The following is a 25,373-nucleotide window of genomic DNA, read 5'->3' as shown; positions in this document are numbered from 1 at the left end:
CCGGTTGCCGGGCGGGCCGTTGAGCGTGCCTGTCGTCCCCGCACGGGTGTGCTGAACCGCTTCAATCCGACGGATGCCCAGGTGGTGCCGGGGTGCGGATCGGCCCGCGGCGCGCGGCGTTGCGGGCGGACGCGTTCGCGGTAACGATCTGGGAACGCTCCCATAGGCCTATTGACACCCCTGACACCCGCCGGCAATCTCATGGGAGCGCTCCCGCGAACGTGGCACGACTCACCCGCGCCCCGCTCCCGGTCGTCGAGCGCCGGCCCCGGCCGGCACCGACGGCGCGCACGGCACCCCCCACCACACCCAGTCAGCCTCACCACCGAAAGAGGGGTCTCCGATGAGCCTCACCACGCGGCGCACCCGCATGGCGGCTGCCGCACTGGCCGCGATCACCGCCATCGGCGGTCTCGCGGCCTGCGGCAAGGACGACGACGCGCCCGCGGCCGGCGAGAAGCCCGCCAAGCTGGTCGTCGACACGTTCGGCGAGTTCGGTTACGACGAGATCATCAAGCAGTACGAGAAGGACACCGGCATCAAGGTCGAGCTGCGCAAGACCGCCCAGCTCAACGAGTACCGGCCGAAGATCGTCCGGGCGCTGGCCACCGGCAAGGGCGCGGCCGACGTGGTCGCCCTGGAGGAGGGCATCCTCAACGAGTTCAAGGCCAACCCCGCCAACTGGGCTGACCTCGCCCCGCTGGTCGCCGACCACAGCAAGGACTACCTGCCCTGGAAGTGGGAGCTGGGCAAGGCGCCCGACGGCCGGCTGATCGGTCTGCCGACCGACGTCGGCAGCCTCGCCGTCTGCTACCGCCGTGATCTCTTCCAGGCCGCCAAGCTGCCGGTCGAGCGGGACCAGGTCGCCGCCCTCTGGCCGGACTGGAACGCCTTCATCGAGACCGGCAAGAAGTACCGCGCCGCCACCGGCAAGGGCCTGGTCGACTCGGTCACCACCGCCGCCAGCGCGGTCATGTTCCAGCAGGGCGGCGACCTGTTCTACGACAAGGACGACAACATCGTCGCCGACAAGAGCGCGGCGGTGAAGGCCTCCTGGGACACCGCGGTCGCGATGGCCGACGCCAACATCACCGCCGAGACGGCCACCTGGTCGCCGGAGTGGTCGGCCGGCTTCAAGCAGGGCACCTTCGCGGCGACCTTCTGCCCGTCCTGGATGCTCGGCATCGTCGCGGACAACTCCGGCCCCGAGAACAAGGGCAAGTGGGACGTCGCCCCGGTGCCCGGCGGCGCCGGCAACTGGGGTGGCTCCTGGCTCGGCGTGCCGACCCAGAGCAAGTACCCCAAGGAGGCGGCGAAGCTCGCCGAGTACCTCACCAACGCGCAGAGCCAGGTGGCGGCGTTCAAGCTCAAGGGCCCGCTGCCGACCAACCTGGAGGCGCTGAAGAACCCGGAGTTCCTCGCCTACACCAACGAGTACTTCAACAACGCGCCGACCGGCAAGATCTTCGGTGAGAGCGTCGCCAAGATCCAGCCGCTGCACCTCGGCCCGAAGCACCAGGCGGTGAAGGAGAACGCGTTCGAGCCGGCGCTGCGCTCGTACGAACAGGGACAGGCCACGAAGGACAAGGCCTGGGAGCAGTTCGCCAAGGACGCCAAGACGCAGGGCGCCTTCTGACCCACCTCGTCGCCAGGTGGCGTCCGGGTCCTCACACACCCGGGCGCCACCGGCGCCGTCCCCGTTCCGTCCCCGGACGCCATCGGCGCCGTCCCGTTTTCGCGTAAGAGCGCCTGGGCGTCGGCGCGCGCCCGTGCCGACGCCGGGAAAGGACCCCCATGAGCCTCTCGGCCACGACGGCGCCGCCGTCACCCGCCGCACCGCCACCCCGCCCGCCCGCGCGGCGCCGGTCGCACTCGCTGACCCGGCTGGACCTGAAGTACTCGCCGTACCTCTACATCGCGCCGTTCTTCGTGGTCTTCGGCATCTTCGGGCTCTACCCGATGCTGCGGACCGCCTGGATGTCCCTGCACGACTGGAACCTGATCGGCGACCACAGCTTCATCGGGTTCGACAACTACGTCGCCCTGGTCAAGGACGAGTACTTCTGGAACGCCACGCTCAACACGTTCGGCATCTTCCTGCTGTCGACCATCCCGCAACTGCTGCTCGCCCTGTTCCTGGCGAACCTGCTCAACCGCACCTTCCTGCGCGCGCGCACGTTCTTCCGGATGGCGATCTTCATGCCGAACGTGGTCTCGGTGGCCGCCGTGGCGATCGTCTTCGGCATGCTCTTCCAGCGCGACTTCGGCGTCATCAACTGGCTGCTGAGCTTCGTCGGGATCGACGCGATCGACTGGGACGCCGAGCGCTGGAGTTCCTGGACCGCCATCGCCTCGATGGTCAACTGGCGGTGGACCGGCTATAACACCCTGATCCTGCTCGCGGGCATGCAGGCCATCCCGCGCGACCTGTACGAGGCGGCGGCGCTCGACGGCGCCAGCCAGTGGAAGCAGTTCTGGCGGATCACCCTGCCGATGCTCACGCCGACCTTCGTCTTCGTGGTGATCCTCTCCACCATCGGCGGGCTCCAGCTCTTCACCGAGCCGCTCGTCTTCGCCAACGGCAACATCATCGGCGGCGACCAGCGCGAGTTCCAGACCCTGGCCATGTACATGTACGAGCTGGGCATCGAGAACCTCAACACGGCCGGCTACGGCGCGGCGGTCGCCTGGGCGATGTTCCTGATGATCGCCCTCGTCTCGGGGATCAACTTCCTGCTCGTCCGCCGCACGGTGAAGTGAGGAACGCCCAGATGAACTCGGCATCCCGGCGCCTGTGGCGCACCAGCCCGCTGACCTACGTCGCGCTCGTCCTGGCGACGCTCTTCTCGATCTACCCGTTCTACTACATGGTGGTCATCGCCACCCGCAGCCTGGACTCGATCAACGACGTCCCGCCGCCGGTCGCGCCCGCCGGGTCGTTCGGCGACAACTTCGGCCGCGTGCTCGACAACGAGGCGGCGAACTTCCTCACCGGCCTGCTCAACTCGGTGATCGTCTCCGGCATCGTGACCGTCTCCGTGGTGATCACCGGCTCGCTGGCCGGCTTCGCCTTCGCGAAGCTGCGTTTCCGGGGCCGCAACGCCCTGCTGCTGACGATCATCGTCACCATGATGATCCCGACGCAGCTCGGGCTCATCCCGCTGTGGGGCATGATCCAGGACCTGAACTGGTTCGACACCCTCTACGCGGTGACGGTGCCGTTCCTGGTCAGCGCGTTCGGCGTGTTCATGATGCGGCAGTACGCCACCCAGGCCATCTCCGACGAGCTGATCGAGGCGGGCCGGGTGGACGGGGCGAGCACGTTCCGGATCTACTGGAACATCGTGCTGCCCGCGCTGCGCCCGGCCGCCGCCGTACTCGGCCTGCTCACGTTCATGGAGACCTGGAACTCGTTCCTGTGGCCGTACGCGGTGCTCACCTCCGAGAACCCGACCCTGCAGGTCTCGTTGGCCTTCCTGTCGTACGCCTACTACACCGACTACTCGCAGGTGTTCGCCGCCACGGCGGTCGGCACTCTACCGTTGGTGATCGTGTTCATCGTGTTCGGCCGCCAGATCGTCGGCGGCATCATGGAAGGTGCCGTCAAGTCGTGAGCAACCCCGCCAGCCCGCCCGCCGTCGGCGTCGTCGTCGACCGTCCGCCGCTGACCTTCCCGCCCGGCTTCCTCTGGGGCGCGGCCACCGCCGCGTACCAGATCGAGGGCGCGGCGGCCGAGGGCGGCCGGACCCCGTCGATCTGGGACACCTTCAGCCACACCCCCGGCCGCGTGGTCGAGGGGCACACCGGCGACGTGGCCTGCGACCACTACCACCGGATGGGCTCCGACGTCGCGCTGATGGCGGAGCTGGGGCTCAGGTCGTACCGGTTCTCGGTCTCCTGGCCCCGGGTCCAGCCCGGCGGCACCGGCCCGGCCAACGCCGAGGGGCTCGACTTTTACCGGCGGCTCGTCGACGAGCTGCTGGGGCACGGGATCGAGCCGTGGCTCACCCTCTACCACTGGGACCTGCCGCAGCCGCTGGAGGACGCCGGCGGCTGGCCGGCCCGGGACACCGCCGCGCGCTTCGCCGACTACGCCACGCTGGTCTCCGACGCGCTCGGCGACCGGGTGCGCTACTGGACCACGCTCAACGAGCCGTGGTGCTCGGCGTTCCTCGGCTACGGCTCGGGCGTGCACGCGCCGGGCCGCTCGGACGGCGCCGACGCGGTGCGCGCCGGGCACCACCTGATGCTCGGGCACGGCCTCGCCGTGCAGGCGCTGCGCGCGGCCCGGCCGAGCGCCGAGGTGGGGGTGACGGTCAACCTCTACCCGGTCACCCCGGCCAGCGACGCGCCCGCCGACGCCGACGCCGCGCGGCGCATCGACGGGCTGGCCAACCGCTTCTTCCTGGACCCGCTGCTGCGCGGGTCCTACCCGGCCGACCTGATGGCCGACCTCGCCGGGGTGACCGACTTCGGGCACGTGCGCGACGGCGACCTGGCGACCATCTCCACCCCGCTGGACGTGGTCGGCGTCAACTACTACAGCCGCCACGTCGTCGCCGCGCCGGTGCCCGACGCCGAGCCGGAGCCGTACTGGCGGGCGCCGTCGTGCTGGCCGGGCAGCGAGGACGTCCGCTTCGTCACCCGGGGCGTGCCGGTCACCGACATGAACTGGGAGATCGACGCCCCCGGCCTGGTGGAGACGCTGCGCCGGGTGCACGAGGAGTACACCGACCTGCCGCTCTACGTCACCGAGAACGGCTCCGCCTTCGTCGACGAGGTGGTCGACGGGCGGGTCGAGGACGCCGACCGGCTGGCGTACTTCGACGCCCACCTGCGCGCCGCGCACGAGGCGATCGAGGCCGGGGTGCCCCTGCGCGGGTACTTCGCCTGGTCGTTGATGGATAATTTCGAGTGGGCCTGGGGCTACACCAAGCGGTTCGGGATGGTCCACGTCGACTACGACACCCAGGTGCGCATCCCCAAGTCCAGCGCCAGGTGGTACGCCGAGGTGATCCGACGCAACGGTCTGGCCGCACAATAGGCCAGGGCCAGTCATCAACGGGCGGCCCCGGCGCCATCCCGCAGGGGGTGGCGCCGGGGCCGGTCCGCCGTCGGAGGAGCAGACAATGACAACGCAGCGCACCCGGTCGCTCGGGCGCCCGACCCTCGACGCCGTCGCCGCCCGCGCCGGCGTCGGTCGCGGGACGGTCTCCCGGGTGGTCAACGGCTCGCCGCAGGTGAGCCCCGAGGCGCGCGCCGCGGTGCAGCAGGCCATCGCCGAGCTGGGGTACGTGCCGAACCGGGCCGCCCGCGCACTGGTCACCCAGCGCACCGACTCGATCGCCCTGGTGGTCTCCGAATCCGGCGACCGGGTCTTCACCGAGCCGTTCTTCGCCGGCATCGTCCGGGGCGTCAGCTCGGGGCTGCTGGAGACCCCGTTGCAGCTCTGGCTGGCCATGGTGCAGTCGCCGATCGAGCGGGAGCGGGTCGAGCACCACCTGACCAACCAGCACGTCGACGGCGTCCTGCTGCTGTCGCTGCACGACTCCGACCCGCTGCCCACCCTGCTGGAGGAGCGCGGCCTGCCCACCGTGCTCGGCGGCCGTCCGGCCCGGATGCTGCAACCCGGCGCGCAGCCGGCGTACTACGTCGACGTGGACAACGTCGGCGGCGCCCGGCGCGCGGTGGAACACCTGGCCGGCCGGGGGCGGCGGCGCATCGCCACCATCGCCGGCCCGCAGGACATGGGCGCCGGCCTGGGCCGACTGACCGGCTACAAGGAGGCGGTCAAGGCCGCCGGGCGCGGTGTCGACCCCGCCCTGATCGCGTACGGCGACTTCAGCGAGGGCAGCGGGGCGGCCGGGATGCGTCGGCTGCTGGAGGCCTGCCCCGACCTCGACGCCGTCTTCGTCGCCTCCGACCTGATGGCGTTCGGGGCGCTGCGCGCGCTGCGCGAGGCGGGCCGGCGGGTGCCGGAGGACGTCGCGGTGGTCGGCTTCGACGACGCCCCGATCGCCCGGCAGGCCGAGCCGCCGCTGACCACGGTGTTCCAGCCGGTGGAGGAGATGGGCCGGCAGATGGCCCGCCTGCTGGTCTCCCGCATCCGCGGCGACGAGCTCCCGTCCCCCCACATCCTCCTCGACACCCAGCTCATAGAACGAGCCTCCGCCTGACCCGCCCCACCTCGACCCACCCACCCACCTCCGGGTTGATCATGAAGTGGTTGCCCTCGACATCGGCGTGTCGCGACGACAACTTCATGATCAACAGGCTGAGGCGGGCGGGGGAGGGGGCGGCGGGCCGGCTCGCGTGTGGGGCGGTGTCTGGGGGGTCAGTCCGACCAGCGGCGTAGTTCGCGTTTGGCCAGCGAGGAGCGGTGGACCTCGTCGGGGCCGTCGGCCAGGCGCAGGGTGCGTGACTGCGCCCAGAGAGCGGCGAGCGGGGTGTCCTGGCTGACGCCGGCGCCGCCGTACGCCTGGATGGCCTTGTCGATCACCCACTCGGCCATGGCGGGAGTGGCGATCTTGATGGCCTGGATCTCGGTGTGCGCGCCCTTGTTGCCGACCGTGTCCATCAGCCAGGCGGTCTTGAGCACCAGCAACCGGGCCTGCTCGATGCGCACCCGCGACTCGGCGATCCACTCGCGCACCACGCCCTGCTCGGCGAGCGGCCGGCCGAACGCGACCCGGTCGAGGGCCCGCCGGCAGAGCAGCTCCAGGGCCCGCTCCGCCATGCCGATCAGCCGCATGCAGTGGTGGATGCGGCCGGGGCCGAGGCGGGCCTGGGCGATCGCGAAGCCGGTGCCCTCCGCCCCGACCAGGTTCTCCACCGGTACGCGGACGTCGGTGAAGTCGATCTCGGCGTGGCCGCCGTGCGAGGCGTCGCTGTAGCCGAACACCGTCATGCCCCGCCGCACGGCGACGCCGGGGGTGTCCCGGGGCACCAGGATCATGCTCTGCTGGCGGTGCCGGTCGGCCTGCGGGTCGGTCTTGCCCATCACGATGAAGATCTCGCAGCGCGGATCCATCGCCCCGGACGACCACCACTTGCGCCCGTCGACCACGTAGTGGTCGCCGTCGCGGGTGATCCGGGTCGCGATGTTGGTCGCGTCCGAGGACGCCACCTCCGGCTCGGTCATGCAGAAGGCGGAGCGGATCTCGCCCTCCAGCAGTGGCCGCAGCCAGCGCTCCTGCTGCTCCGGCGAGCCGAACTCGGCGAGCAGCTCCATGTTGCCCGTGTCCGGTGCGGCGCAGTTGAGCGCCTCCGGGGCCAGGTGCGGGCTGCGCCCGGTCAGCTCGGCCAGCGGGGCGTACTGGAGGTTGGTCAGGCCGGCGCCGTGGCGCGGATCGGGCAGGAAGAGGTTCCACAGGCCGCGCTTGCGCGCCTCGGTCTTGAGCTCGGCCATCACCGGGGGCCGGGCCCACGGGTCGCCGGCGGCGGCCACCTGCGCGGCGTGCACCGGCTCCGAGGGGTAGACGTGCTGCTCCAGGAAGTCCGTCAGCTCGGCCCGCAGCTGCTCCGTGCGGGCGTCGTACGCGAAGTCCATCACCGCTCCCTGGCGGCGGTCAGCCCGTGTTCGACCAGCGGTGCCACCATGTCGCCGATCCGGTCGAAGCCCCCGCCGAGCGTCTGCCCGAGCGTGTGCCGGTAGTGGATGCCCTCGCAGATCACCGCGAGCTTGAAGCAGCCGAGCGCGACGTGCCAGTGCAGCGGCCCGACGTCGACGTCGCCGCGCCCCGCGTACCGGGCGATCAGTTCCGCGCCGGTGGGGAACCCGGCGCGCGGGCCGAGCCCGTCGGCGACCGGGTTGCCGGCGGCCGAGTCGCTGCCGCCGAGCACGTCCCAGTAGGTCAGCAGCAGCCCGAGGTCGGCCAGCGGGTCGCCGAGGGTGGCCATCTCCCAGTCGAGCACGGCCCGTACGGCCACCGGGTCGACGGTGGCGAGCAGGTTGTCCAGCCGGTAGTCGCCGTGCACGATCCGACCGGCGTTGGCGCCCTCCGGCGCGGTGCCGGCGAGCAGGTCCCGCAGCTCCTCGATGCCGGGCAGGGGCCGGCTGCGGGACCGGTCGAGCTGGCCGGCCCAGCGGCGTACCTGCCGCGCGAGGTAGCCCTCCGGCCGGCCGAAGTCGGCCAGCCCGACCGAGGCGGGCTCGACCGCGTGCAGCGCGGCGAGGGTGTCCATCATCGCCAGCGCCAGCTCCCGCCGCTGCTCGGCGGTGAGCGGATCGGTCTGGGCACGGGTGCGGAACACCTCGCCGTGCACCCGTTCCATCAGGTAGAAGGGCGCGCCGATGACCTCGGCGTCCTCGCAGAGCAGCAGCGCGGCGGGCACCGGCACGTCGGTCGGCGCCAGCGCGGAGATCACCCGGTACTCCCGGGCCATGTCGTGCGCGGTGGCCAGCACGTGCCCGAGCGGCGGGCGGCGCAGCACCACCTCGCGCTCGCCGATCGCCAGCAGGTAGGTCAGGTTGGACTTGCCGCCCGCGATCAGCCGGGCCCGCAACGGGCCGTCGGCCAGCTCGGGCCGGTGCAGGGCCAGGTGATCGGCGAGCCGGTCGAGATCCAGCCCTCGGGGGGAGGCGGGGGCGGGCACGCTGCCCGGCCCGTGCGCGTCGACGGCCGGCTCGGTCATCCGATTAGTTGATGGCAGCTCCGCCATTCTGTCAAGGTCGGGATTTGACCCTCGGGACATGCCGCTGCAACAGGGGCGAAACGGCCACCCACCAGGCTGGGGCCCAGCCTGCCGGCCAGCGGTGCCGGCCCGCCCAGCGGAGGGTTCAGACATGTTGCTGCGAGTTCGGGTCACCCTGCCGGACCGTCCGGGCACGCTCGGTCAGGTGGCGCGCACCATGGGCGTGTCCGGTGCGGACATCGTCCAGGTGGTCGTCCTGGAACGGCTCGGCGGGCGGGCGGTGGACGACTTCACCGTGGTCTGGCCGGGCGCGGCGCGGGTCGAGCGGCTGCTCGCCGGCCTGGCGGCGATCCCCGGCGTCCGGGTGGACGGGGTGTGGCGGGCGATCGGCGCGCCCACCACCTCCGGGCAGGACGCCGAACTGCTGGCCCAGGTCGCGGCCAACCCGGTCGACGGCGTCGCCACGCTGGTCGACGCCGTTCCCGGGCTGCTCGCCGCCGACTGGGCGGTGGCCGCGGTGGTGCCGGTGGACTGGGCCTCCCGGACCGGCGCCGCGGGGGAGGCGACCGTCGGCTACGCGAGCTGGCGCGCCCCCGTACCGCCGCCGCTGCCGGAGGTGACCCCGCTGCGCGCCCGGGCGATCAGCGTCGCGGCCGGCCCGCACGTCGCGGTCGCGCCGTTCGGCCGGGCGGGCCTGGTGCTGGTGGCCGCCCGCGAGTGCGCCGGGACGCCGGCCGCGGCGGCTTTCCACGCCACGGAGGTGGACCGGCTGGCGCAGCTCGTGCGGGCCGCCGCGGTGATCCTCGGCGACCGGCTCGACCTGGTCGGGGCGCCGCCGGTGGCCGCGAGGCCCTGAGCCGGGCCGGCCGGCGGCGGTCGGTGTGGCGCAGGTCGCCGCGCCGGGACCGGAGCCGTCACCCGGGGGCAACCGGCCCGCAACAGCGACCGGCGAGCCTCGTACGGGGGAAGGGAGCGAACCATGACGCTGTGGCGGATCCGGGCGACCGTGGACGACCGGCCGGGCTACCTGTCGGTGCTGACGGCGAGCCTGGCGTTGCGAGGGGTCAACATCCTCGCCGTGCAGGTGCACACCACCGAGCGGGGCGCCGTCGACGACTTCCTGGTCGACGCGCCCGACTCGCTCGACGAGGCCGGCCTCGTCGCCGCCGTGCACCGGGGGCGGGGGCGGGACTGCTGGGTGGCACGCAGCGAGGCGCGCGGGCTCGCCGACCAGCCGACCCGGGCGCTCGGCCTGGCCACCCGGCTGGTGCGGGACCCGGACGCGACCGGCGAGGCGCTGCGCGCCCTGCTCGGCGCGGACGCGGTCGCCTGGCGGCCCGCGTCGACCGGCTCCGGCGGCGGGCTCGCCGAGACCACGATGCTGCTGGACGACCCGACCGGCGGGTCGTTCGCGCTGCGCCGCGCCGTGCCGGGCTTCACCCCGGCTGAGTACGCCCGCGCCCAGGCCCTGGTCGAGCTGTCGGCGGCCGTCGCGCGCCGGGCCGCCGAGCAGGTCACCCTGGTGCTGCCCGACGGCGCCGAGGCGGCCGTACGACCCGCGACCGTCGACGACCTGCCCGGCGTCGTCGAGTTGCACGAGGGCTGCTCGGCGCGCAGCCGGCACCGCCGCTACCTGGGCGGTGCGGCGGCTCCCTCGCCGGCCCGGCTGCGCCGGCTGCTGGAGCCGGCCCGGGGCGTGACCCTGCTCGCCACTGCCGGCGACGCCGGCGCGACCGGGTCGGTGGTGGCGATGGCGAACCTGCTCGCCGAGGGCGACGAGGCCGAGGCGGCGCTGCTGGTGCGCGACGACTGGCAGCGGCGGGGCCTCGGCTCGGCCCTGCTGCGCCGGCTGGTCCGGCACGCCGAGCAGGCCGGCCACGCGGCCCTGGTGCTGCACGTCCACGCGGAGAACGCGCCGATGCTGCGCACCGTGCGGCGGCTCGACCGGCCGGCTGCGGCCGAGCGGGACGGCGCGCTGGTCAGCCTCACCGTCCCGCTCACCGCGGGCGTGCCCTCGGTCAACGGGAGGGGCCCCTGCTGACGCGGCGGGCGCGCGGAGGCGTCACGTCGCGGGTGCGCGCGTCCCCTGCACGCAGAACCGGTTGCCCTCCGGGTCGGCGAGCACCACGTACGGCGGCTCGGTCGGGTGCGGGTCGGTCGGGTAGTGCCGCCAGTCGACCGGGCGCGCGCCCAGCGCCACGAGCCGCGCCACCTCCTCGTCGAGGTCCCGGTCGCCGGCGTCGATGTCGAGGTGGATCCGGGGGAACTCCTCGGCCGGGCTCTCGCTGACGTCCATGGCGATGGCGGTGCCCGGCACGCCGGGCGGCGGCTCCAGCACGATCCAGTCGTCGCCGGCGTACCGGGGCGGGCGGTGGTGGTAGCCGAGCGCGGCTGACCAGAAGGCCGCCGCCCGCTGCGGGTCGGACACTCCCAGGGAGAGCTGCGCGATGATCGACATCACTCGACGGTACGCGACCGTGGTGTCGGCCGGGCCCCCTGCGGCGTGCCCAGGGGGCCCTTGCTCACATCTCAGGTGGCGGGGTAGCTGCTGTAGTCGGGGAAGTTGCCGTAGAGCCGGCCGTCGCCGCCCTGGGTGACGGCCTGCACCAGCAGGTCGCCGCCGACGAAGGCGCCCTTCCAGGACGCGCCCCGGCCGCCGAACGGCTCGTCGCGGTCGCCCCGTGAGCGCGGCTTGTTGATGCCCACCTTGAACGCCTGGAGGTCGACCGCGAGCTTGCCGGCCAGCTCCTCGTCGTCGCAGGCCAGCGAGGCGACCAGCGCGCCGTTCGAGGCGTTCATCGCGGCCAGCAGTTCGTCGGTGGTGTCCACCACGACGATCGTGTCGACGGGGCCGAACGGCTCGGCGTGCATCAGCCGGGACCGCCCGGGCGGAGCCAGCAGCACCGACGGGGCCACGTACGCGGAGGTGTCCTGCCCGTCGAGGAACGGCGCGCCGTGCAGCTTGCCCCGGTGCAGCGGCACGGCGCCGCCGCGTACCGCCTCGTCGACCTTGCGGCGCAGCTCGTCGGCCTTTGCGCCGCTGATCAGCGGGCCGAAGTCCAGCTCGGGCAGCGGGTCACCGGCGGCCCAGTCGTCGCCGACGGCGAGCGGGTGTCCGAACCGGACGGAGCGCACCACGGGCAGATACATGTCGAGGAACTCGTCGACGAGGTCCCGCTGCACCACGAAGCGCGGGTACGCGGTGCAGCGCTGCTTGCCGTACTCGAAGCCCTTCTTCAGGTGCCCGGCGAGCAGGTCCCACTGCGAGAAGTTCCAGATGCCCCACGCGTTGAGGCCCTCCTGCTCGATGAAGTGCCGCTTGTCGGAGTCGAGCAGCGCGGCGGCGACCTTGCCGCCGTTGGAGCGCCCGCCGACGAACGCCACCGCGCCGATCTCCGGCGCCCGTACGAGCACCTCGGACAGCTCCTCGCCGCCGCCGGAGACCAGGGTGGCGGGCAGCCCGGCCCGGCGCATCAGCGCGTGCGCGACGGTGAGGCAGACCGCCCCGCCCTGCGACGGGGTCTTCGCGATCACCGCGTTGCCGGCGAGCAGCTGCACCAGCTCGGCGTGCACGAGCACGCTCATCGGGTAGTTCCACGAGGCGATGTTGCTGACCGGTCCGGGCAGCGGCTCCCGGCCGTCGGCGAGCATCCGGTCGATCTCGCCGACGTACCACCGGACGCCGTCGAGCGCCCGGTCCACGTCGGCGCAGGCCAGCCGCCACGGCTTGCCGATCTCCCAGACCAGCAGCATGGCGAGCAGGTCGCGGTGGGCGGTGAGGGCGTCCAGGGCGTCGCTGACCCGGGCCTTGCGCTCGGCGAGCGGGGTGTCGGCCCAGGCGCGGTGCGCGGCGGCGGCGTGCGCGACCGCGGTACGGGCGGTGTCGGCGTCGAGGCGGGCCAGGTTGACCAGCACGGTGTTGTCCACCGGCGTGCGGACCGGGCTGGGCGAGCCCACGGCGTGCCAGTCGCCGCGTACGAGGTTGTGCAGCGTGGTGACGCCGTCGACCGGGGAGCCGAACGCCTCCGGTGCGGCGGCCACGGCGCGGGCGAGGGTGTCGGACCAGGCGGTGCCGTCGGCGAGTCGTAGAGCCATCGCGATCTCCTCAGGGTTGACCGGGGGAGCGGCGGCGTCGATGGCACCGCTGGTGAGGCGTACTGTCGCGCGCCGGAAAGCGGCGCGGCAACAGTACGTTCGTATGCCGGAACGCCGGCCCCGCGTCCCGCCGGTCCCGCCGCACGTTTCCGGACGCCGTCCGGTGGCCTGGCCTGGACATACGTCGTCAACCCATCGACGTAATTAGATTATGTGATGCACGTCCGGTGGTCGCGGGAGGCCCGCTGGGCGTCCGGGTGGGGGGCGTCCGGGGCGGAGACGAGGACCGGCCGCCGGACGAGGTGTCCGGCGGCCGGTTCGGCGCTGGGTGGGGTCAGCTCGTGAAGGTGATGTCGTCGCGACGACGGCGCAGCATCAGCAGCGCGCCGCCGCCGATGAGGGCGAGACCGCCCAGCGCGATGCTGGTCGTCGCCACGCCCGTCAGCGGCAGGCCGCCCTCACCGCCGCCGCTGCCACCGGGGCTCGCGGTCGGCGAGGCGGTGGCCGGCGTCGACGGCGAGGCCGGGTCCGAGGGCGACGGCGAGTCCGACGGCGGGGCGGACGCGCTCGGGGAGGCCGACTCCGACGGGGACTCCGACGGCTGCGGCGACTCCGAGGTGGTCGGCGACGGGCTCGGGCTCGGCGACTGCGACGGCGCGGTGCCCCCGCAGGTGTGGCTCAGGTTGAACTTGCCGGCGGTGCCGGTGATGACGGCGCTGCCGTCCAGCAGGGTCCAGCCGGCCGGGGTGAAGAGGTAGGCGTGGATCAGCCGGCCCTCGTTCTTCCCCGCCGGGTAGAGGGCGTCGGGGTAGGCGTCGTCGGCGTCCGGCACGGTGACGGTGACCTCGCCCGTGCCGGTCCCGAAGGTCAGCGTCAGGCTCTCGAAGCCGCCCGAGGCCTTGCCGCCGGGCAGGACGAAGTGCCAGCCGTCGTGGTCCGCCGGGCGGTCCGCGAACCGCGGGTCGGCGCAGTCCCGTGTGGAGAAGCCGCCGGCCGTCTCGTCCCGGTGGTCCGGGTTGATCGCGATGGTGCTCGACGCCCAGGCCGGGGTGGCGAGGGCGAGGCAGGCGGTGGCGGCTGCGGTGGAAACGGCCGCGCGCACCACGCGCCGACGGTGTGCCATGAGGATTCCTCCGGAATTGATCGAGGGGACGGCCCATGATCGCACGATGAGTGACGGTCCCGGGCATCGGGCGATCGGCCTGAGCTGCCGATACGCGTCACCTCTCTTCTCGGCGGCAGGAGAATCCGTGACTCTCGGTGGGCGTGTCGCTGTAACGCTTTCGGTCCCGCGGGCGCTCCGGCGGCACCGGATCACCCCGTCCGACGCGGCGACGCTTCCCAAATCGTCCGCGCCCGCCTTACATTGTCGTCTATCCATGGGAGCGCTCCCGGCGACCGTGGTCGTACCGCACCCACCCTGCCCGTGCCACCCACCACCTCGTCGCCACGCGGACCCGCACCGCCCGCAGCGCCGCCCCCGACGGTGCCCGACGGGCGACACCACCGACAGGAGCACCTGATGCGCCATCCGAGCTCTCCACGCCCGCCGGGCGCCCCGCCCCGGTCGCGCCGCCTGCTGGCCGCCGGCACCGCCCTCGTAGCCGGCCTCGCCCTCGCCGTCACCGGCCCGGCGCCCGCGTCCGCCGTGGACGCCACGCGAACCGCCGCGACCGCCGGCACCACCACGACACGGACCGCACCCGCCGCGGCCGGCGCGTTCAACTACGCCGAGGCGTTGCAGAAGTCGCTCTACTTCTACGAGGCGCAGCAGTCCGGCCCGCTGCCGGCCTGGAACCGGGTCTCCTGGCGCGGCGACTCCGCGCTCACCGACGGCGCCGACGTCGGGGTGGACCTCACCGGCGGCTGGTACGACGCCGGCGACCACGTGAAGTTCGGCTTCCCGATGGCGTTCAGCGCCACCATGCTCGCCTGGGGCGCGGTCGAGTACCGCGACGGCTACGTGGCCAGCGGCCAACTGCCGCACCTGCTCAACAACCTGCGCTTCGTCAACGACTACTTCGTCAAGGCGCACCCCGCGCCGAACGTCCTCTACGGGCAGGTCGGCAAGGGCGACGACGACCACAAGTGGTGGGGCCCGGCCGAGGTGATGCCCATGGCGCGGCCCGCGTACAAGATCGACGCGAGCTGCGGCGGCGCGGACCTGGCCGGCGAGACGGCGGCGGCGATGGCCGCGTCGTCGATGGTCTTCCGGCCCACCGACGCCGCCTACGCCGACCGGCTGCTCGGGCACGCGAAGCAGCTGCACACCTTCGCCGACACGGTGCGGAAGAACTACCACGAGTGCATCACCGACGCGACCAGCTTCTACCGCTCCTGGAGCGGCTGGCAGGACGAGCTGGTCTGGTCCGCCATCTGGCTGTACCGGGCCACCGGCGACGCCGCCTACCTCGCCAAGGCCGAGAGCGAGTACGACAGGCTCGGCACCGAGAACCAGAGCACCACCCGCTCCTACAAGTGGACCATCGCCTGGGACAACAAGCAGTTCGGGGCGTACGTGCTGCTGGCCAACCTGACCGGCAAGCAGAAGTACGTCGACGACGCCAACCGCTGGCTCGACTACTGGACCGTCGGCGTCAACGGGCAGCGGGTGCCGTACTCGCCCGGCGGGATGGCGGTGCTCGACTCGTGGGGCGCCCTGCGCTACGCCGCGAACACCGCCTTCGCCGCCCTCGTCTACAGCGACAAGACCACCGACGCCACCCGCAAGGCCCGCTACCACGACTTCGCCGTCCGGCAGATCGACTACGCGCTCGGCGACAACCCGCGCGCCTCCAGCTACGTCATCGGCTTCGGGGCCAACCCGCCGAAGAACCCGCACCACCGCACCGCGCACGGCTCCTGGTGGGACAGCCAGACCGTGCCCGCCGAGACGCGGCACACCCTCTACGGCGCGCTCGTCGGCGGCCCGTCGGCGGCCAACGACGCGTACACCGACAACCGGTCGGACTACGTGATGAACGAGGTCGCCACCGACTACAACGCCGGCTTCACCTCCGCGCTGGCCCGGCTCACCCGGGAGTACGGCGGCACCCCGCTCGCCGGCTTCCCCCGCGCCGAGATGCCCGACATCGACGAGCTGACCGTCGAGACCACGGTCATGCAGGCCGAGCCGCGCGCCACCGGCCTCAAGGCCATCGTCTACAACAAGTCCGCGTTCCCGGCCCGCGCCCTGACCGACGGGAAGTTCCGCTACTACTTCCGTCCCGACGGCACCGGCCCGGTCACCGTCACCCCCGGCTACACCCAGGGCTGCCCGTCGCCGTCCAGCGCCAGGCAGTTCTCCGGTGACGTCTGGTACGTCGAGGTGGACTGCACCGGGCACACCATCGCGCCCGCCGGGCAGTCGCAGCACCGGATGGAGGTGCAGTTCAAGATCGGCGTACCCGAGGGCGGCACCTGGGACCCGACGAACGACCCGTCGTACCAGGCGACGGCGGGACCGAACCGGAAGGTCACGCTCCACTCCGGCGCCACCCGCGTCTGGGGCGAGGAGCCCGGGCCGGCCACCCCGGACACCACCGCGCCGACCGCCCCCGGTACCCCCGTCGCCTCGGCGGTCACCGCGACCGGGCTGACCCTCACCTGGCCCGCGTCCACCGACGCCGGCGGCAGCGGGCTGGCCGGCTACGAGGTCACGCAGGCGCAGGTGGGCAGCGACGCGCTCGTCCTGCTCAACTCGGCCACCAACACCCTGGCCGTGACCCGGCTGCTGCCCGAGCGGACGTACCGGTTCACGGTGCGGGCCCGCGACGGCGCCGGCAACCGCTCGACCGCCTCGCCCGTGGCGGAGGCGACCACGCCGGCCGCCCCGGCCCCCGACACCGTCGCGCCGACGCGCCCCGGCACGCCGACCGCCTCGGCGGTCACCGCCACCGGGCTCACCCTGAGCTGGGCGGCGTCGACCGACAACGTCGGCGTCACCGGCTACCGCGTCTACCGCGAAGCCGGCGCGACCGACGCGCTGGTCGGCTCGCCCACCGGCACCACGCTGGCCGTGACCGGGCTGACCGCCGCCACGGCGTACCAGTTCCACGTGGTGGCCGTGGACGCGGCCGGCAACGTCTCGGCGGCGTCCGCGCCGCTCGCCGTCACCACCGCCGACCCGCCCGCGTCCGGCGGCTGCGCCGTGACCTGGACGGCCAGCACCTGGGACACCGGCTTCACCGCGAACGTCACCCTCACCAACACCGGCACGACGACGATCGACGGCTGGACGCTCGCCTTCACCTTCCCCAGCGCCGGCCAGAAGGTGGGCCAGGGCTGGTCGGCGACCTGGACCCAGACCGGCACCGCGGTCACCGCCACCAACATCTCCTACAACGGCAGGCTCGCGCCGGGGGCGTCGACGAGCTTCGGCTTCAACGGCACCCACACCGGCTCGAACCCCAAGCCCGCCGCGTTCACCCTCAACGGCACGCCCTGCACGGTCTCCTGACGCACCACCCCTCCGGTGGCGCGGACGCATCGCCGTCCGCGCCACCGGCGGCCTGGCGCGGACGTAACCGTCCGTGCCAGCCCGAATCTTGGACAGTTGCCGTTCGCTGGGAACGGCAACTGTCCAAGATTTACGCCTCGGGGCGCCAGCCTGCCGCCGTCAGGGCGCGGCGGAGCGAGTCGGCTACCTCGGCTGGGCGGGCGCGGACCAGCCACGCCGGGAAGCGGAGGATGCGGTCCCCCGAGGTCCAGACGTCGTTCTGGCGACGCATGTCGGCCGCCCAGTGCCGCACGTCCATGTGGTGCGCGCCGTCGATCTCGACGTGCAACCCCCACTCCCGCCAGTACGCGTCGAGCCACCGCGTCCGCTTGGAGGCGTCGGCGCGCCGCTGCTGGAGGTGAGGCGCCGGCAGGCCGTGGCGGCGGCAGAGCCGAACGAAGTCGATCTCCGAGAGCGCCTCCGCGCCGCCGGCGATGTCGGCCACGGTCTGCCGGATCAACGCCCGCCGACGGGCCCGGGGCAGCGCGTCCAGCACCGCCGACAGCTCCTCCGGCGTGACCCGTCGCTGCTGGCAGCCGGCCGCCAGCGCCGCCTGCGCCTGGTCGAGGTCGTGGGCCCAGCCGGCCGCGTCCACCAGTGCCCGGGCGGTGGTGGTGCGCGGCGGTCGGGCGAGCTGGAGATGCGCCGCCGGCAGCACCGACGCGCGGTGCACGACGACCGCCGGCATGTCGATCGGCAGCCGACCCAGCACGCCACGACCCGCCCGGCGGTGTGCCGGCACGAGCACATGCAGCGGCTCGCGCCGCAGTCCGCGTACGCCCGCCTCGGCGGCAGCCGTCGGGCCGGCCAGGACAGCCCCGGAACCGGCGGCGAGCACCGCCACCCACAGTTGCTGGTCCCGGGTCAGCCGGCCGTTGCCCATCAGCACGACGCCCCGGCAGATCGCGCGCCACCGTCCGGAGCGCACGCGTCCGCGTACGGTGCCCTCGGTCATCGACCGGGTCGCCTGGGCGGTGGTGACGACGCCGGCCTGCTCGAACGCCAGCCAGTCGAGCGCGTCGGCCTCGTCGGCCGGAAGGTCGGGGCACACCCGTCCCACCCTCGCCGCCGGCCGCGCCGCCCGCCGCCCCGCCGCGCAGATCCCGGGCGATCTCCGCCTGGCGTGGGCGGTAGCCGGCCGGGATTCGGGGCATTCCCAAGGCGTGACACTGCTGACGGTGGGACACGGGACGGCGGACCGGCAGCGGCTGGGCGAGCTGCTGGCCGACGCCGGGGTCGCGCTGGTCGTGGACGTGCGGCGCTTCCCGGCCAGCCGGACCAACCCGGACGTACGCCGGGAGGAGCTGGCCCGCTGGCTGCCGGCGGCGGGCGTGGACTACCGCTGGGAGCAGCGCCTCGGCGGCCGGCGGCACACCCCGGCCGGCGCCGAGGAGCCGGACACCTGGTGGACCGTGGCCGCCTTCCGGGCGTACGCGGCGTACACCCGTACCGCCGACTTCCGGGCGGCGCTGGACGCGGTGCTGGCCGACGCGGCGGCCCGGACCACGGCGGTGATGTGCAGCGAGAGCGTCTGGTGGCGCTGCCACCGGCGGCTCATCGCCGACGTCGCCGTGCTGGCCCACGGCGTGCCGGTGCGCCACCTGATGCCCGACGGCCGGCTCACCCCGCACCGCCCCGCCGACGGCGCCCGCCGGCTGCCCGACGGCGACCTCGTCTGGGATGGGTGACGGACGGGCGGGCGGGCGTCCGGCTCAGTCGGCCAGTTCGTCGGCGAGCAGGTCCATCAGCAGCCCGTCGTGCCAGCGCCCGTCCTCGCCGCGCTCGTAGCGGCGCAGCACCCCGACGGGGCGGAAGCCCACCTTCGCGTACGCCCGCACGGCCGCCGTGTTCGCCGCCGCCGGGTCGATCGTGAACCGGTGGTGGCCGTGCTCGTCGATCAGGTGCCGGACCAGGGTACGGATCGCGTCACCGCCCAGCCCGGCGCCGCGTACCGCCGGGTCGAGGAAGAGGTCCATGCTGGCGTGCCGGTAGTCCGGGTCGTCCTCGGCGTACCACTGGATCGCGCCGACGACCCGGCCGTCGTGTTCGATCGCGTACACCGAGAGGGACTCGTCGGCGAGGTCGGCCCGGACGGCGGCGGTGAGGTCGTCGCCGCCACGCCACCAGCGCCGGACCTCCGGGGTGGCCCGGATCGCGGCGAGCGCCGCCACGTCCTGGGCCGTCACCGGCCGCAGGGCCACCACCCGACCGCGGAGCATCCGCCTCAGCCCCTGGTCTCGCCGTGCTCGACGCAGACCGCCGCCCAGCCGACCGGCAGCACCTGCACCTTCATCCGGCGGCGGCAGTGCGCGCAGAAGCGCGGCGGCTCCAGCACCCGGGCCGCCGCGCACCCGTCGTGCGACCCGACCGCCACGGCCTCGCCGCAGCGGTCGCACCAGGCGGCCGACGCCCCGTCGGCCGCCGTCGCCGCGTCGCTCGTCGTCACCGGGATGGTCACAGCGTCGCGGAGAGCGCCTTGACCGGCATCTTCAGGTCGTCGAGCAGCTCCAGGTCGGCCGTCGCCGGTCGACCCAGGGTGGTCAGGTAGTTGCCGACGATGACCGCGTTGATGCCGCCGAGCAGGCCGTCGCGGGTGCCCAGGTCGCCGAGGGTGATCTCCCGGCCGCCCGCGTACCGCAGGATGGTGCGCGGCATGGCCAGCCGGAAGGCGGCGATGGCGCGCAGCGCGTCCTTGCCCTCCACCACCGGCCGGTCGCCCAGCGGGGTGCCGGGGCGGGGGTTGAGGAAGTTCAGCGGCACCTCGTGCGGGTCCAGTTCGGCGAGCTGCGCGGCGAACTCGGCCCGCTGCTCCACCGTCTCGCCGAGGCCGAGGATGCCGCCGCAGCACACCTCCATGCCCGACTCGCGGACCATCCGCAGGGTCTCCCAGCGCTCCTCCCACGAGTGCGTGGTGACCACGTTGGGGAAGTAGGAGCGGCAGGTCTCCAGGTTGTGGTTGTAGCGGTGCACGCCCATGTCGACCAGCTCGTCGACCTGCTCCTTGCTGAGCATGCCCAGCGACGCCGCCACCTGGATGTCGACCTCGGCCTTGATCGCGGCGACGCCCTCGCGCATCTGCTTCATCAGCCGGGCGTCGGGGCCGCGCACGGCGGCCACGATGCAGAACTCCGTCGCCCCGGTCGCCGCGGTCTGCTTCGCCGCCTCGACCAGCGAGGGGATGTCCAGCCAGACCGAGCGCACCGGGGAGGTGAACAGGCCGGACTGCGAGCAGAAGTGGCAGTCCTCGGGGCAGCCGCCGGTCTTCAGCGAGACGATGCCCTCGACCTCCACCTCCGGCCCGCACCAGCGCATCCGCACCTCGTGGGCGAGCTGGAGGGCGGCGGGCAGCTGCTCGTCGGGCAGGTTCAGCACGGCGAGGACGCCGGCCTCGTCGAGACCGACGCCGTTCTCCAGCACCTGGGTTCGGGCCTGGTCGAGGATCTCTGGCATGGCTCGTACCCTACAAGGCCGCCCCGCCGGGGCGAACGGCCCGCGTGTCGGGGCTCCGCCGGCGGGGTGGACACGCCGGGCGGTGGCCGGCGGGTGGTAATTTCGCCCGGCGGAAGCGGCCGACGGTGGCCGGCGCGGGCGCGTGGGGGTGACGGTGGCGGACTGGCTGGCGGCGCTCGACCGCCGCGCCGAACTGCGCGCGAAGGCGGGACTGACCCGCGAGCTGCGGGCCCGGGCCGCCGGCGACGCCGTGGTCGACCTGGCCGGCAACGACTACCTGGGGCTGGCCACCCACCCCGAGGTCACCGCCGCGGCGACGCGGGCGCTGTCGGCGTACGGGCTGGGGGCCACCGGGTCACGGCTGGTGCGCGGCTCCACCGACGCCCACCACGCGCTCGAGGACGCCGTCGCCGACTGGCTCGGCGCCGAACGGGCACTCGTCTTCTCCTCCGGCTACCTGGCCAACCTCGCGGCGGTGCGGGCGCTGGTGCGGCCCCGTACGCTGCTCGTCTCCGACGCCCACAACCACGCGTCCCTGATCGACGGGTGCCGCATCTCCGGCGCGGAGACCGTGGTGACCCCGCACGCCGACGTGGCGGCGGTGGCCGCCGCGCTCGCCGCCGCGCCGGGCCGGCCGGCGGTGGTCGTCACCGAGTCGGTCTTCTCCGTCGACGGCGACCTCGCCCCGCTGGCCCGGCTGCACGCCGTCGCCCGGGAGCACGGCGCGCTGCTGCTGGTCGACGACGCGCACGCCCTCGGCGTGACCGGCCCGTCCGGCGCCGGGGGCGTCGCCGCCGCCGGCCTCTCCGGCCAGCCCGACGTGGTCGTCACCGCCACCCTCTCCAAGGCCCTCGGCGGCGCGGGCGGGGTGGTGGCGGGGCCGGCGGAGTTCGTCCGGCACGTGATCGAGACCGGCCGCACCTTCATCTTCGACACCGCGCTGCCCCCGGCCGTCGCCGCCGGCGTGCACGCCGCCGTCGGCCTGGCCCGTGCCGGCGACGACCTGCGCGCGGAGTTGGCCGACCGGGCCGCCCTGGCCGTGCGCCGGCTGAGCGAAGCCGGGCTGGCGGTCTCCGCCCCCGACGGCGCGGTCGTCTCGGTCACCGCGCCGGGCCCCGAGGCGGCGACCGCCTGGGCGGCCGACTGCCACGACCGGGGGGTCGCCGTGGGCTGCTTCCGGCCCCCGTCCACGCCCGACAGCCGGTCCCGGCTGCGCCTGACCATCGGCGCCGGCGTCCCCCGGGCGGACTTCGAGCGCGCCCTGGAGACCATCATGGAGTGTGCCCCGTGAGCGCGAGGAGTGAGCCGGGTTTGCGAGCCCCGCAGTCGCGAACAGAGGTGGCCCCGTGAGCGCGAGGAGTGAGCCGGGTTTGCGAGCCCCGCAGTCGCGAACAGAGGTGGCCCCGTGAGGGCGAGGAGTGAGCCGGGTTTGCGAGCCCCGCAGTCGCGAGCTGAGGTGGCCCCGTGAGCCGGGGTGGTGGCATGACCGGGCCGTGGCGCGGGCCGGTGCTGGTGACCGGCACCGACACCGACGTCGGCAAGACGGTGGTCACCGCCGCGATCGCCGCCGCCGCGCAGGCCGCCGGCCTGCGGGTCGCGGTGGTCAAGCCCGCCCAGACGGGTACGGCCGGCGGTGAGCCCGGCGACGTCGACGCGGTCAACCGGCTGGCGGCCCCGCTGACCGGCCGGACCCTGGCGAGTTTCCCCGACCCGCTCGCCCCGCTGGCGGCGGCCCGGGTCGCCCAGCTGCCGCCGCTGGAGCTGCACACCGCCGTCGACGCGGTCCACGAGGAGGCCGACAAGCACGACCTGGTGCTCGTCGAGGGCGCGGGCGGCCTGCTCGTACCGATGGGGCTGTGGCCGGAGGGGAAGCCCTGGACGGTGGCGGACCTGGCGGTGGAGCTGGGCTGCCCGGCCGTGGTGGTGACCCGGGCCGGCCTGGGCACCCTGAACCACACGGCGCTGACGTTGGAGGCGCTGGAGCGCCGCGAGGTGCCGGCCGGCGTGGTGGTCGGCGCCTGGCCGGCCGCGCCGGAGCTGGTGCACTGGGCCAACCTCACCGACCTGGTGCCGAAGCTGCTGGGCGCTCTGCCCGCCGGCACCGGGGCGATGGACCCGGGGGTCTTCCGCCGGTCCGCGCCCGGCTGGCTCACCCCGACGCTGTACGGGGTGCTCGACGACTGGCGTGCGTGGGCCGAGGAGATCAGCTGAGCACCTGACTTTCGTCGGTGTCGGCGCAGGTCGGGCGTCGGTAGCCTGACCGCCGTGGAGAGCTGGTGGTCCGCCCGGGCGGGCGACGGTCGGTCCCGGGCGGTCGTCCGGCGCCGCGCCGCCGACCTGCTGCTGTGGGTGGGCACCGCCGCCCCGATCGGGTACGCGGGCGTGACCCCGCCGCACTCGGGGCGCACCACCGCCCTGACGCTCGGGGCGCTGCTGCTGCTCGCGGCGGCGGTCGCGGTCGGCCGGCGCCGGCCGGTGGCCGCCCTGGTCGTCGTCGTGCTCGGCTCGCTGCTGGATGGCAACTTCCTCTTCGCGATCCCGGTGTTCAGCTACCTGACCGGCCGCCGCAGCGCCACGGCCGTACCGGCCGCCGTCGCCTTCGCCGTGCTCGCGGCCGGCGGCACGGCGCTCAACCTGGGATGGCTCGGCACCGGCGCGGCCACCTGGTTCCTGCTCGCCTCCGTGCTGCTCTTCGCCGGGGTCTTCCCGTGGCTCGTCGGGCGGTACCGGCGCCAGCAGGCCGTGCTGGCCGAGGCCGGCCGCCGGCACGCCGAGGCGCGGGACCGGGAGCGGCGGGGCGCCGCCGAGCGGATCCGGCTGCGGGAGCGGGCCCGCATCGCGCAGGAGATGCACGACTCCCTCGGGCACGACCTGAGCCTGATCGCCCTGCGCGCCGCCGCGCTGGAGGTCGCCGGCAACCTCGCGCCCCGGCACCGGGACGCCGCCGGTGAGCTGCGCGCCAGCGTCGCCGCCGCCACCGAGCGGCTGCACGGGATCATCGGGGTGCTCCGGGAGCCGGACGGCGCGACGACCATCCGGCCCGCGGACGAGAGCGTCGGCGAGCTGGTCGACGGGGCCCGCGAGGCGGGCATGGCGGTACGGCTGGACGGCGCGGACGCCCTCGCGACGCTGTCCCCGATGGCCGCGCACGCCGCGCACCGGGTGGTCCGCGAGGCGCTGACCAACGCCGCCCGGTACGCACCCGGCGCGGCGGTCAGCGTCGTGTTGCACCGCGACGGCGACCGGCTCGAGGTGGCCGTCGTCAACGCGCCGCCACCGGCCGGGCCGCTGCCGGGACCGCCGTCCACCGGTTCCGGCCTGCTCGCCCTCGCCGAGCGGGTCCGGCTCGCCGGCGGCGCCCTGGCCAGCGGTCCCCGCGACGACGGTGGCTTCGCCGTCCACGCCCACCTGCCGGTGGCGGCCCGGGCGGGCGGCGACGCCCTCCCGCCGCGCGGGGCCGGCTCCGCCGGCGGCCGGTGGCCGGTGGGCGGCTGGCCAGCGGGCGGGGCGGACGAGCCGGGGTTTCCGGTCGCCCCGGGGGCGGGCACCAACGCGTCGGACGGCGGGTCGCTGGGGGAGCGGCCGGGGTCGTCGCCGTTGAAGCCCGCGACCGCGACCGCGACCGCGACCGAGGCCGAGCGGCGGTTGCGCGACGCCCGCCGGCGGGTCCGGCTCAGCCTGCTGACCGCGCTCGGCGCCCCGGCGGGCCTGGCGCTGGTGCTCTCGCTGGTCTACTACCCGGTCGCCACCGCCGGGACGGTCCTCGACGACGGGGCCTTCGCGCGGCTGCCGCTCGGCGCGCAGCGCGCCGAGCTGACCGGGCTGCCCCGACGGCAGCTCGCCCCGCCCGACGGCACGGCGCGTCCGGGCTGCGAGCACTACACCGATGGCAACTTTCCCCTGGCCCAGCCGACGTGGCGGCTCTGCTTCGTCGAGGGCCGACTGGTCAGCAAGGAGCGGATCGACGGATGAACGCCGACACGGCCGGCCCGGTGCGGGTCGTCCTCGCTGACGACGAGGCGATGATCCGGGCCGGGGTCCGGGCCATCCTGGCCACCGATCCGGGCATCGAGGTGGTGGCGGAGGCCGGCGACGGCCGGACCGCGGTGGAGCTGGTCCGGGCGCACCGGCCCCGCGTGGCGCTGCTGGACATCCGGATGCCGAGGCTGGACGGGCTCACCGCCGCCGCCGAGATCCGTCGGCTCGTGCCGGAGACGGCGACGCTCATGCTGACCACGTTCGGCGAGGACGACCACGTCGCCCGGGCGCTCGGGCACGGGGCGAGCGGATTCCTGCTCAAGGCGGGCGACCCGCGCGAGCTGATCGCCGGGGTGCACGCGGTCGCCGAGGGCGGCGCGTACCTGTCGCCGAGGGTCGCCCGGCGGGTCATCGAGCTGGGCGGTGACCGGGTCGCCCGCCGGCCGGTGGCCCGGGAGCGGCTGGCCGGGCTGACCGAGCGGGAGCGGGAGGTCCTCGCGCTGGTCGGGGCCGGGCTGTCCAACGCCGAGATCGCCCGCCGGCTGCACCTAGTCGAGGGGACCGTGAAGAGCTACCTGACCAGCGTCTTCACCCGCCTGGAGGTGCGCAACCGGGTGCAGGCGGCGATCCTCGCGTACGAGGCGGGGCTGGTCGAGCCGACCGGCTGACCCGCCCCGCCCCGCTCTCCGGCGCCTCGCGTATTCCGGCGCCTCGCGCG

The 25,373-nt window shown here is 74.3% G+C and carries 22 protein-coding genes; 13 read left to right on the top strand and 9 right to left on the bottom strand.

All coding sequences use genetic code 11. The features are described 5' to 3' along the window. Nucleotides 1–343 precede the first annotated feature (343 nt). From ACTMS2_RS10130 to ACTMS2_RS10110, 5 genes are all read left to right on the top strand, one after another. The gene (locus ACTMS2_RS10130) at nucleotides 344–1,636 is read left to right on the top strand and encodes an ABC transporter substrate-binding protein (protein WP_441175186.1); all 1,293 of its coding nucleotides are present in this window, start codon (nucleotides 344–346) and stop codon (nucleotides 1,634–1,636) included. 158 nt (nucleotides 1,637–1,794) lie between these two features. Further along, nucleotides 1,795–2,760 (top strand): carbohydrate ABC transporter permease, encoded by a 966-nt coding sequence (locus tag ACTMS2_RS10125; protein WP_089001332.1) that lies wholly within the window; start codon nucleotides 1,795–1,797, stop codon nucleotides 2,758–2,760. 11 nt (nucleotides 2,761–2,771) lie between these two features. Then, nucleotides 2,772–3,614, top strand: a complete 843-nt coding sequence (locus ACTMS2_RS10120) for a carbohydrate ABC transporter permease (protein WP_089001331.1) — start codon at nucleotides 2,772–2,774, stop codon at nucleotides 3,612–3,614. Further along, nucleotides 3,611–5,044, top strand: a complete 1,434-nt coding sequence (locus tag ACTMS2_RS10115; RefSeq protein ID WP_441175185.1) for a GH1 family beta-glucosidase — start codon at nucleotides 3,611–3,613, stop codon at nucleotides 5,042–5,044. The genes ACTMS2_RS10120 and ACTMS2_RS10115 overlap by 4 nt, the downstream gene beginning before the upstream one ends. An 85-nt stretch (nucleotides 5,045–5,129) precedes the next feature. Beyond that, the gene (locus ACTMS2_RS10110) at nucleotides 5,130–6,176 is read left to right on the top strand and encodes a LacI family DNA-binding transcriptional regulator (protein WP_089001329.1); all 1,047 of its coding nucleotides are present in this window, start codon (nucleotides 5,130–5,132) and stop codon (nucleotides 6,174–6,176) included. 158 nt (nucleotides 6,177–6,334) lie between these two features. On the opposite strand, the gene ACTMS2_RS10105 is transcribed toward ACTMS2_RS10110, so the two are convergent. After that, entirely contained in the window at nucleotides 6,335–7,549 is a 1,215-nt protein-coding gene (locus ACTMS2_RS10105; protein ID WP_441175184.1) for an acyl-CoA dehydrogenase family protein, read from the bottom strand. Next, nucleotides 7,549–8,634 carry a phosphotransferase family protein gene (locus tag ACTMS2_RS10100; protein WP_441175183.1) on the bottom strand — a complete coding sequence of 362 codons (1,086 nt, stop codon included), beginning with the start codon at nucleotides 8,632–8,634 and terminating at the stop codon, nucleotides 7,549–7,551. Before ACTMS2_RS10100 ends, ACTMS2_RS10105 begins: the two co-directional genes overlap by 1 nt. 151 nt (nucleotides 8,635–8,785) lie before the next feature. On the opposite strand from ACTMS2_RS10100, the gene ACTMS2_RS10095 reads away from it, so the two are divergent. Both ACTMS2_RS10095 and ACTMS2_RS10090 read left to right on the top strand, forming a co-directional pair. Further along, nucleotides 8,786–9,490 (top strand): amino acid-binding protein, encoded by a 705-nt coding sequence (locus ACTMS2_RS10095; protein ID WP_441175182.1) that lies wholly within the window; start codon nucleotides 8,786–8,788, stop codon nucleotides 9,488–9,490. A 123-nt stretch (nucleotides 9,491–9,613) separates the two neighbouring features. Then, on the top strand, nucleotides 9,614–10,675 hold the full coding sequence (locus ACTMS2_RS10090; protein ID WP_441175181.1) for a GNAT family N-acetyltransferase: 1,062 nt from the start codon (nucleotides 9,614–9,616) through the stop codon (nucleotides 10,673–10,675). A gap of 21 nt (nucleotides 10,676–10,696) precedes the next feature. Here the strand turns inward: ACTMS2_RS10090 and ACTMS2_RS10085 are convergent, their stop codons facing one another. The 3 genes from ACTMS2_RS10085 to ACTMS2_RS10075 form a co-directional block, all read right to left on the bottom strand. After that, nucleotides 10,697–11,092 carry a VOC family protein gene (locus ACTMS2_RS10085; protein WP_441175180.1) on the bottom strand — a complete coding sequence of 132 codons (396 nt, stop codon included), beginning with the start codon at nucleotides 11,090–11,092 and terminating at the stop codon, nucleotides 10,697–10,699. 71 nt (nucleotides 11,093–11,163) lie between these two features. After that, complete coding sequence (locus ACTMS2_RS10080; RefSeq protein ID WP_441175179.1) at nucleotides 11,164–12,729, bottom strand: aldehyde dehydrogenase family protein; 1,566 nt, start codon at nucleotides 12,727–12,729, stop codon at nucleotides 11,164–11,166. A 334-nt stretch (nucleotides 12,730–13,063) separates the two neighbouring features. Next, nucleotides 13,064–13,852, bottom strand: a complete 789-nt coding sequence (locus ACTMS2_RS10075) for an LPXTG cell wall anchor domain-containing protein (RefSeq protein ID WP_441175178.1) — start codon at nucleotides 13,850–13,852, stop codon at nucleotides 13,064–13,066. Between the two features lie 399 nt (nucleotides 13,853–14,251). Here ACTMS2_RS10075 and ACTMS2_RS10070 point away from each other — a divergent pair, with 399 nt between their 5' ends. Beyond that, nucleotides 14,252–17,188, top strand: coding sequence for a glycoside hydrolase family 9 protein (locus ACTMS2_RS10070; protein ID WP_441175177.1), 2,937 nt, complete (start codon nucleotides 14,252–14,254; stop codon nucleotides 17,186–17,188). Between the two features lie 130 nt (nucleotides 17,189–17,318). On the opposite strand, the gene ACTMS2_RS10065 is transcribed toward ACTMS2_RS10070, so the two are convergent. Continuing rightward, nucleotides 17,319–18,278, bottom strand: a complete 960-nt coding sequence (locus ACTMS2_RS10065; RefSeq protein ID WP_441175176.1) for a hypothetical protein — start codon at nucleotides 18,276–18,278, stop codon at nucleotides 17,319–17,321. Between the two features lie 127 nt (nucleotides 18,279–18,405). Here ACTMS2_RS10065 and ACTMS2_RS10060 point away from each other — a divergent pair, with 127 nt between their 5' ends. Beyond that, on the top strand, nucleotides 18,406–18,915 hold the full coding sequence (locus tag ACTMS2_RS10060) for a DUF488 domain-containing protein (RefSeq protein WP_441175175.1): 510 nt from the start codon (nucleotides 18,406–18,408) through the stop codon (nucleotides 18,913–18,915). Between the two features lie 24 nt (nucleotides 18,916–18,939). Here the strand turns inward: ACTMS2_RS10060 and ACTMS2_RS10055 are convergent, their stop codons facing one another. From ACTMS2_RS10055 to bioB, 3 genes are read right to left on the bottom strand one after another with little or no spacing between them, the layout of a single operon-like run. After that, on the bottom strand, nucleotides 18,940–19,446 hold the full coding sequence (locus ACTMS2_RS10055) for a GNAT family N-acetyltransferase (RefSeq protein WP_441175174.1): 507 nt from the start codon (nucleotides 19,444–19,446) through the stop codon (nucleotides 18,940–18,942). Between the two features lie 5 nt (nucleotides 19,447–19,451). After that, nucleotides 19,452–19,679, bottom strand: a complete 228-nt coding sequence (gene bsaP, locus ACTMS2_RS10050) for a biotin synthase auxiliary protein BsaP (RefSeq protein WP_441175478.1) — start codon at nucleotides 19,677–19,679, stop codon at nucleotides 19,452–19,454. Nucleotides 19,680–19,681: 2 nt separating this feature from the next. Next, nucleotides 19,682–20,677, bottom strand: a complete 996-nt coding sequence (gene bioB / locus ACTMS2_RS10045; protein WP_132233178.1) for a biotin synthase BioB — start codon at nucleotides 20,675–20,677, stop codon at nucleotides 19,682–19,684. A 154-nt stretch (nucleotides 20,678–20,831) separates the two neighbouring features. Here bioB and ACTMS2_RS10040 point away from each other — a divergent pair, with 154 nt between their 5' ends. The 4 genes from ACTMS2_RS10040 (at nucleotide 20,832) to ACTMS2_RS10025 (ending at nucleotide 25,323) form a co-directional block, all read left to right on the top strand. After that, nucleotides 20,832–21,968, top strand: a complete 1,137-nt coding sequence (locus ACTMS2_RS10040) for an 8-amino-7-oxononanoate synthase (protein ID WP_441175173.1) — start codon at nucleotides 20,832–20,834, stop codon at nucleotides 21,966–21,968. Nucleotides 21,969–22,159: 191 nt separating this feature from the next. After that, nucleotides 22,160–22,888, top strand: a complete 729-nt coding sequence (gene bioD, locus ACTMS2_RS10035; protein ID WP_441175477.1) for a dethiobiotin synthase — start codon at nucleotides 22,160–22,162, stop codon at nucleotides 22,886–22,888. Nucleotides 22,889–22,942: 54 nt separating this feature from the next. Continuing rightward, a complete protein-coding gene (locus ACTMS2_RS10030) occupies nucleotides 22,943–24,649 on the top strand; it encodes a sensor histidine kinase (RefSeq protein WP_441175172.1) in 1,707 nt (568 codons plus the stop codon). Next, nucleotides 24,646–25,323, top strand: a complete 678-nt coding sequence (locus ACTMS2_RS10025) for a response regulator (protein WP_441175171.1) — start codon at nucleotides 24,646–24,648, stop codon at nucleotides 25,321–25,323. Before ACTMS2_RS10030 ends, ACTMS2_RS10025 begins: the two co-directional genes overlap by 4 nt. The last annotated feature ends 50 nt before the right edge of the window (nucleotides 25,324–25,373 follow it).

The organism is Micromonospora sp. SD12, from assembly GCF_052068495.1.
In the GTDB taxonomy this organism is placed as follows: Bacteria; Actinomycetota; Actinomycetes; order Mycobacteriales; family Micromonosporaceae; genus Micromonospora; species Micromonospora echinofusca.
This window is presented reverse-complemented; position numbering and strand designations above follow the sequence as displayed.

Excerpts from the sequence above, each read along its gene's own strand:
- ACTMS2_RS10055 (WP_441175174.1), bottom strand. The coding sequence starts at position 19,446 with ATGCTCCGCGGTCGGGTGGTGGCCCTGCGGCCGGTGACGGCCCAGGAC.
- bioD (WP_441175477.1), top strand. The coding sequence starts at position 22,160 with ATGACCGGGCCGTGGCGCGGGCCGGTGCTGGTGACCGGCACCGACACC.
- ACTMS2_RS10125 (WP_089001332.1), top strand. The coding sequence starts at position 1,795 with ATGAGCCTCTCGGCCACGACGGCGCCGCCGTCACCCGCCGCACCGCCA.
- ACTMS2_RS10025 (WP_441175171.1), top strand. The coding sequence starts at position 24,646 with ATGAACGCCGACACGGCCGGCCCGGTGCGGGTCGTCCTCGCTGACGAC.
- ACTMS2_RS10085 (WP_441175180.1), bottom strand. The coding sequence starts at position 11,092 with ATGTCGATCATCGCGCAGCTCTCCCTGGGAGTGTCCGACCCGCAGCGG.
- ACTMS2_RS10075 (WP_441175178.1), bottom strand. The coding sequence starts at position 13,852 with ATGGCACACCGTCGGCGCGTGGTGCGCGCGGCCGTTTCCACCGCAGCC.
- ACTMS2_RS10120 (WP_089001331.1), top strand. The coding sequence starts at position 2,772 with ATGAACTCGGCATCCCGGCGCCTGTGGCGCACCAGCCCGCTGACCTAC.
- ACTMS2_RS10095 (WP_441175182.1), top strand. The coding sequence starts at position 8,786 with ATGTTGCTGCGAGTTCGGGTCACCCTGCCGGACCGTCCGGGCACGCTC.
- bioB (WP_132233178.1), bottom strand. The coding sequence starts at position 20,677 with ATGCCAGAGATCCTCGACCAGGCCCGAACCCAGGTGCTGGAGAACGGC.
- ACTMS2_RS10105 (WP_441175184.1), bottom strand. The coding sequence starts at position 7,549 with ATGGACTTCGCGTACGACGCCCGCACGGAGCAGCTGCGGGCCGAGCTG.
- ACTMS2_RS10130 (WP_441175186.1), top strand. The coding sequence starts at position 344 with ATGAGCCTCACCACGCGGCGCACCCGCATGGCGGCTGCCGCACTGGCC.
- ACTMS2_RS10070 (WP_441175177.1), top strand. The coding sequence starts at position 14,252 with ATGCGCCATCCGAGCTCTCCACGCCCGCCGGGCGCCCCGCCCCGGTCG.
- ACTMS2_RS10080 (WP_441175179.1), bottom strand. The coding sequence starts at position 12,729 with ATGGCTCTACGACTCGCCGACGGCACCGCCTGGTCCGACACCCTCGCC.
- ACTMS2_RS10100 (WP_441175183.1), bottom strand. The coding sequence starts at position 8,634 with ATGACCGAGCCGGCCGTCGACGCGCACGGGCCGGGCAGCGTGCCCGCC.
- ACTMS2_RS10090 (WP_441175181.1), top strand. The coding sequence starts at position 9,614 with ATGACGCTGTGGCGGATCCGGGCGACCGTGGACGACCGGCCGGGCTAC.
- ACTMS2_RS10110 (WP_089001329.1), top strand. The coding sequence starts at position 5,130 with ATGACAACGCAGCGCACCCGGTCGCTCGGGCGCCCGACCCTCGACGCC.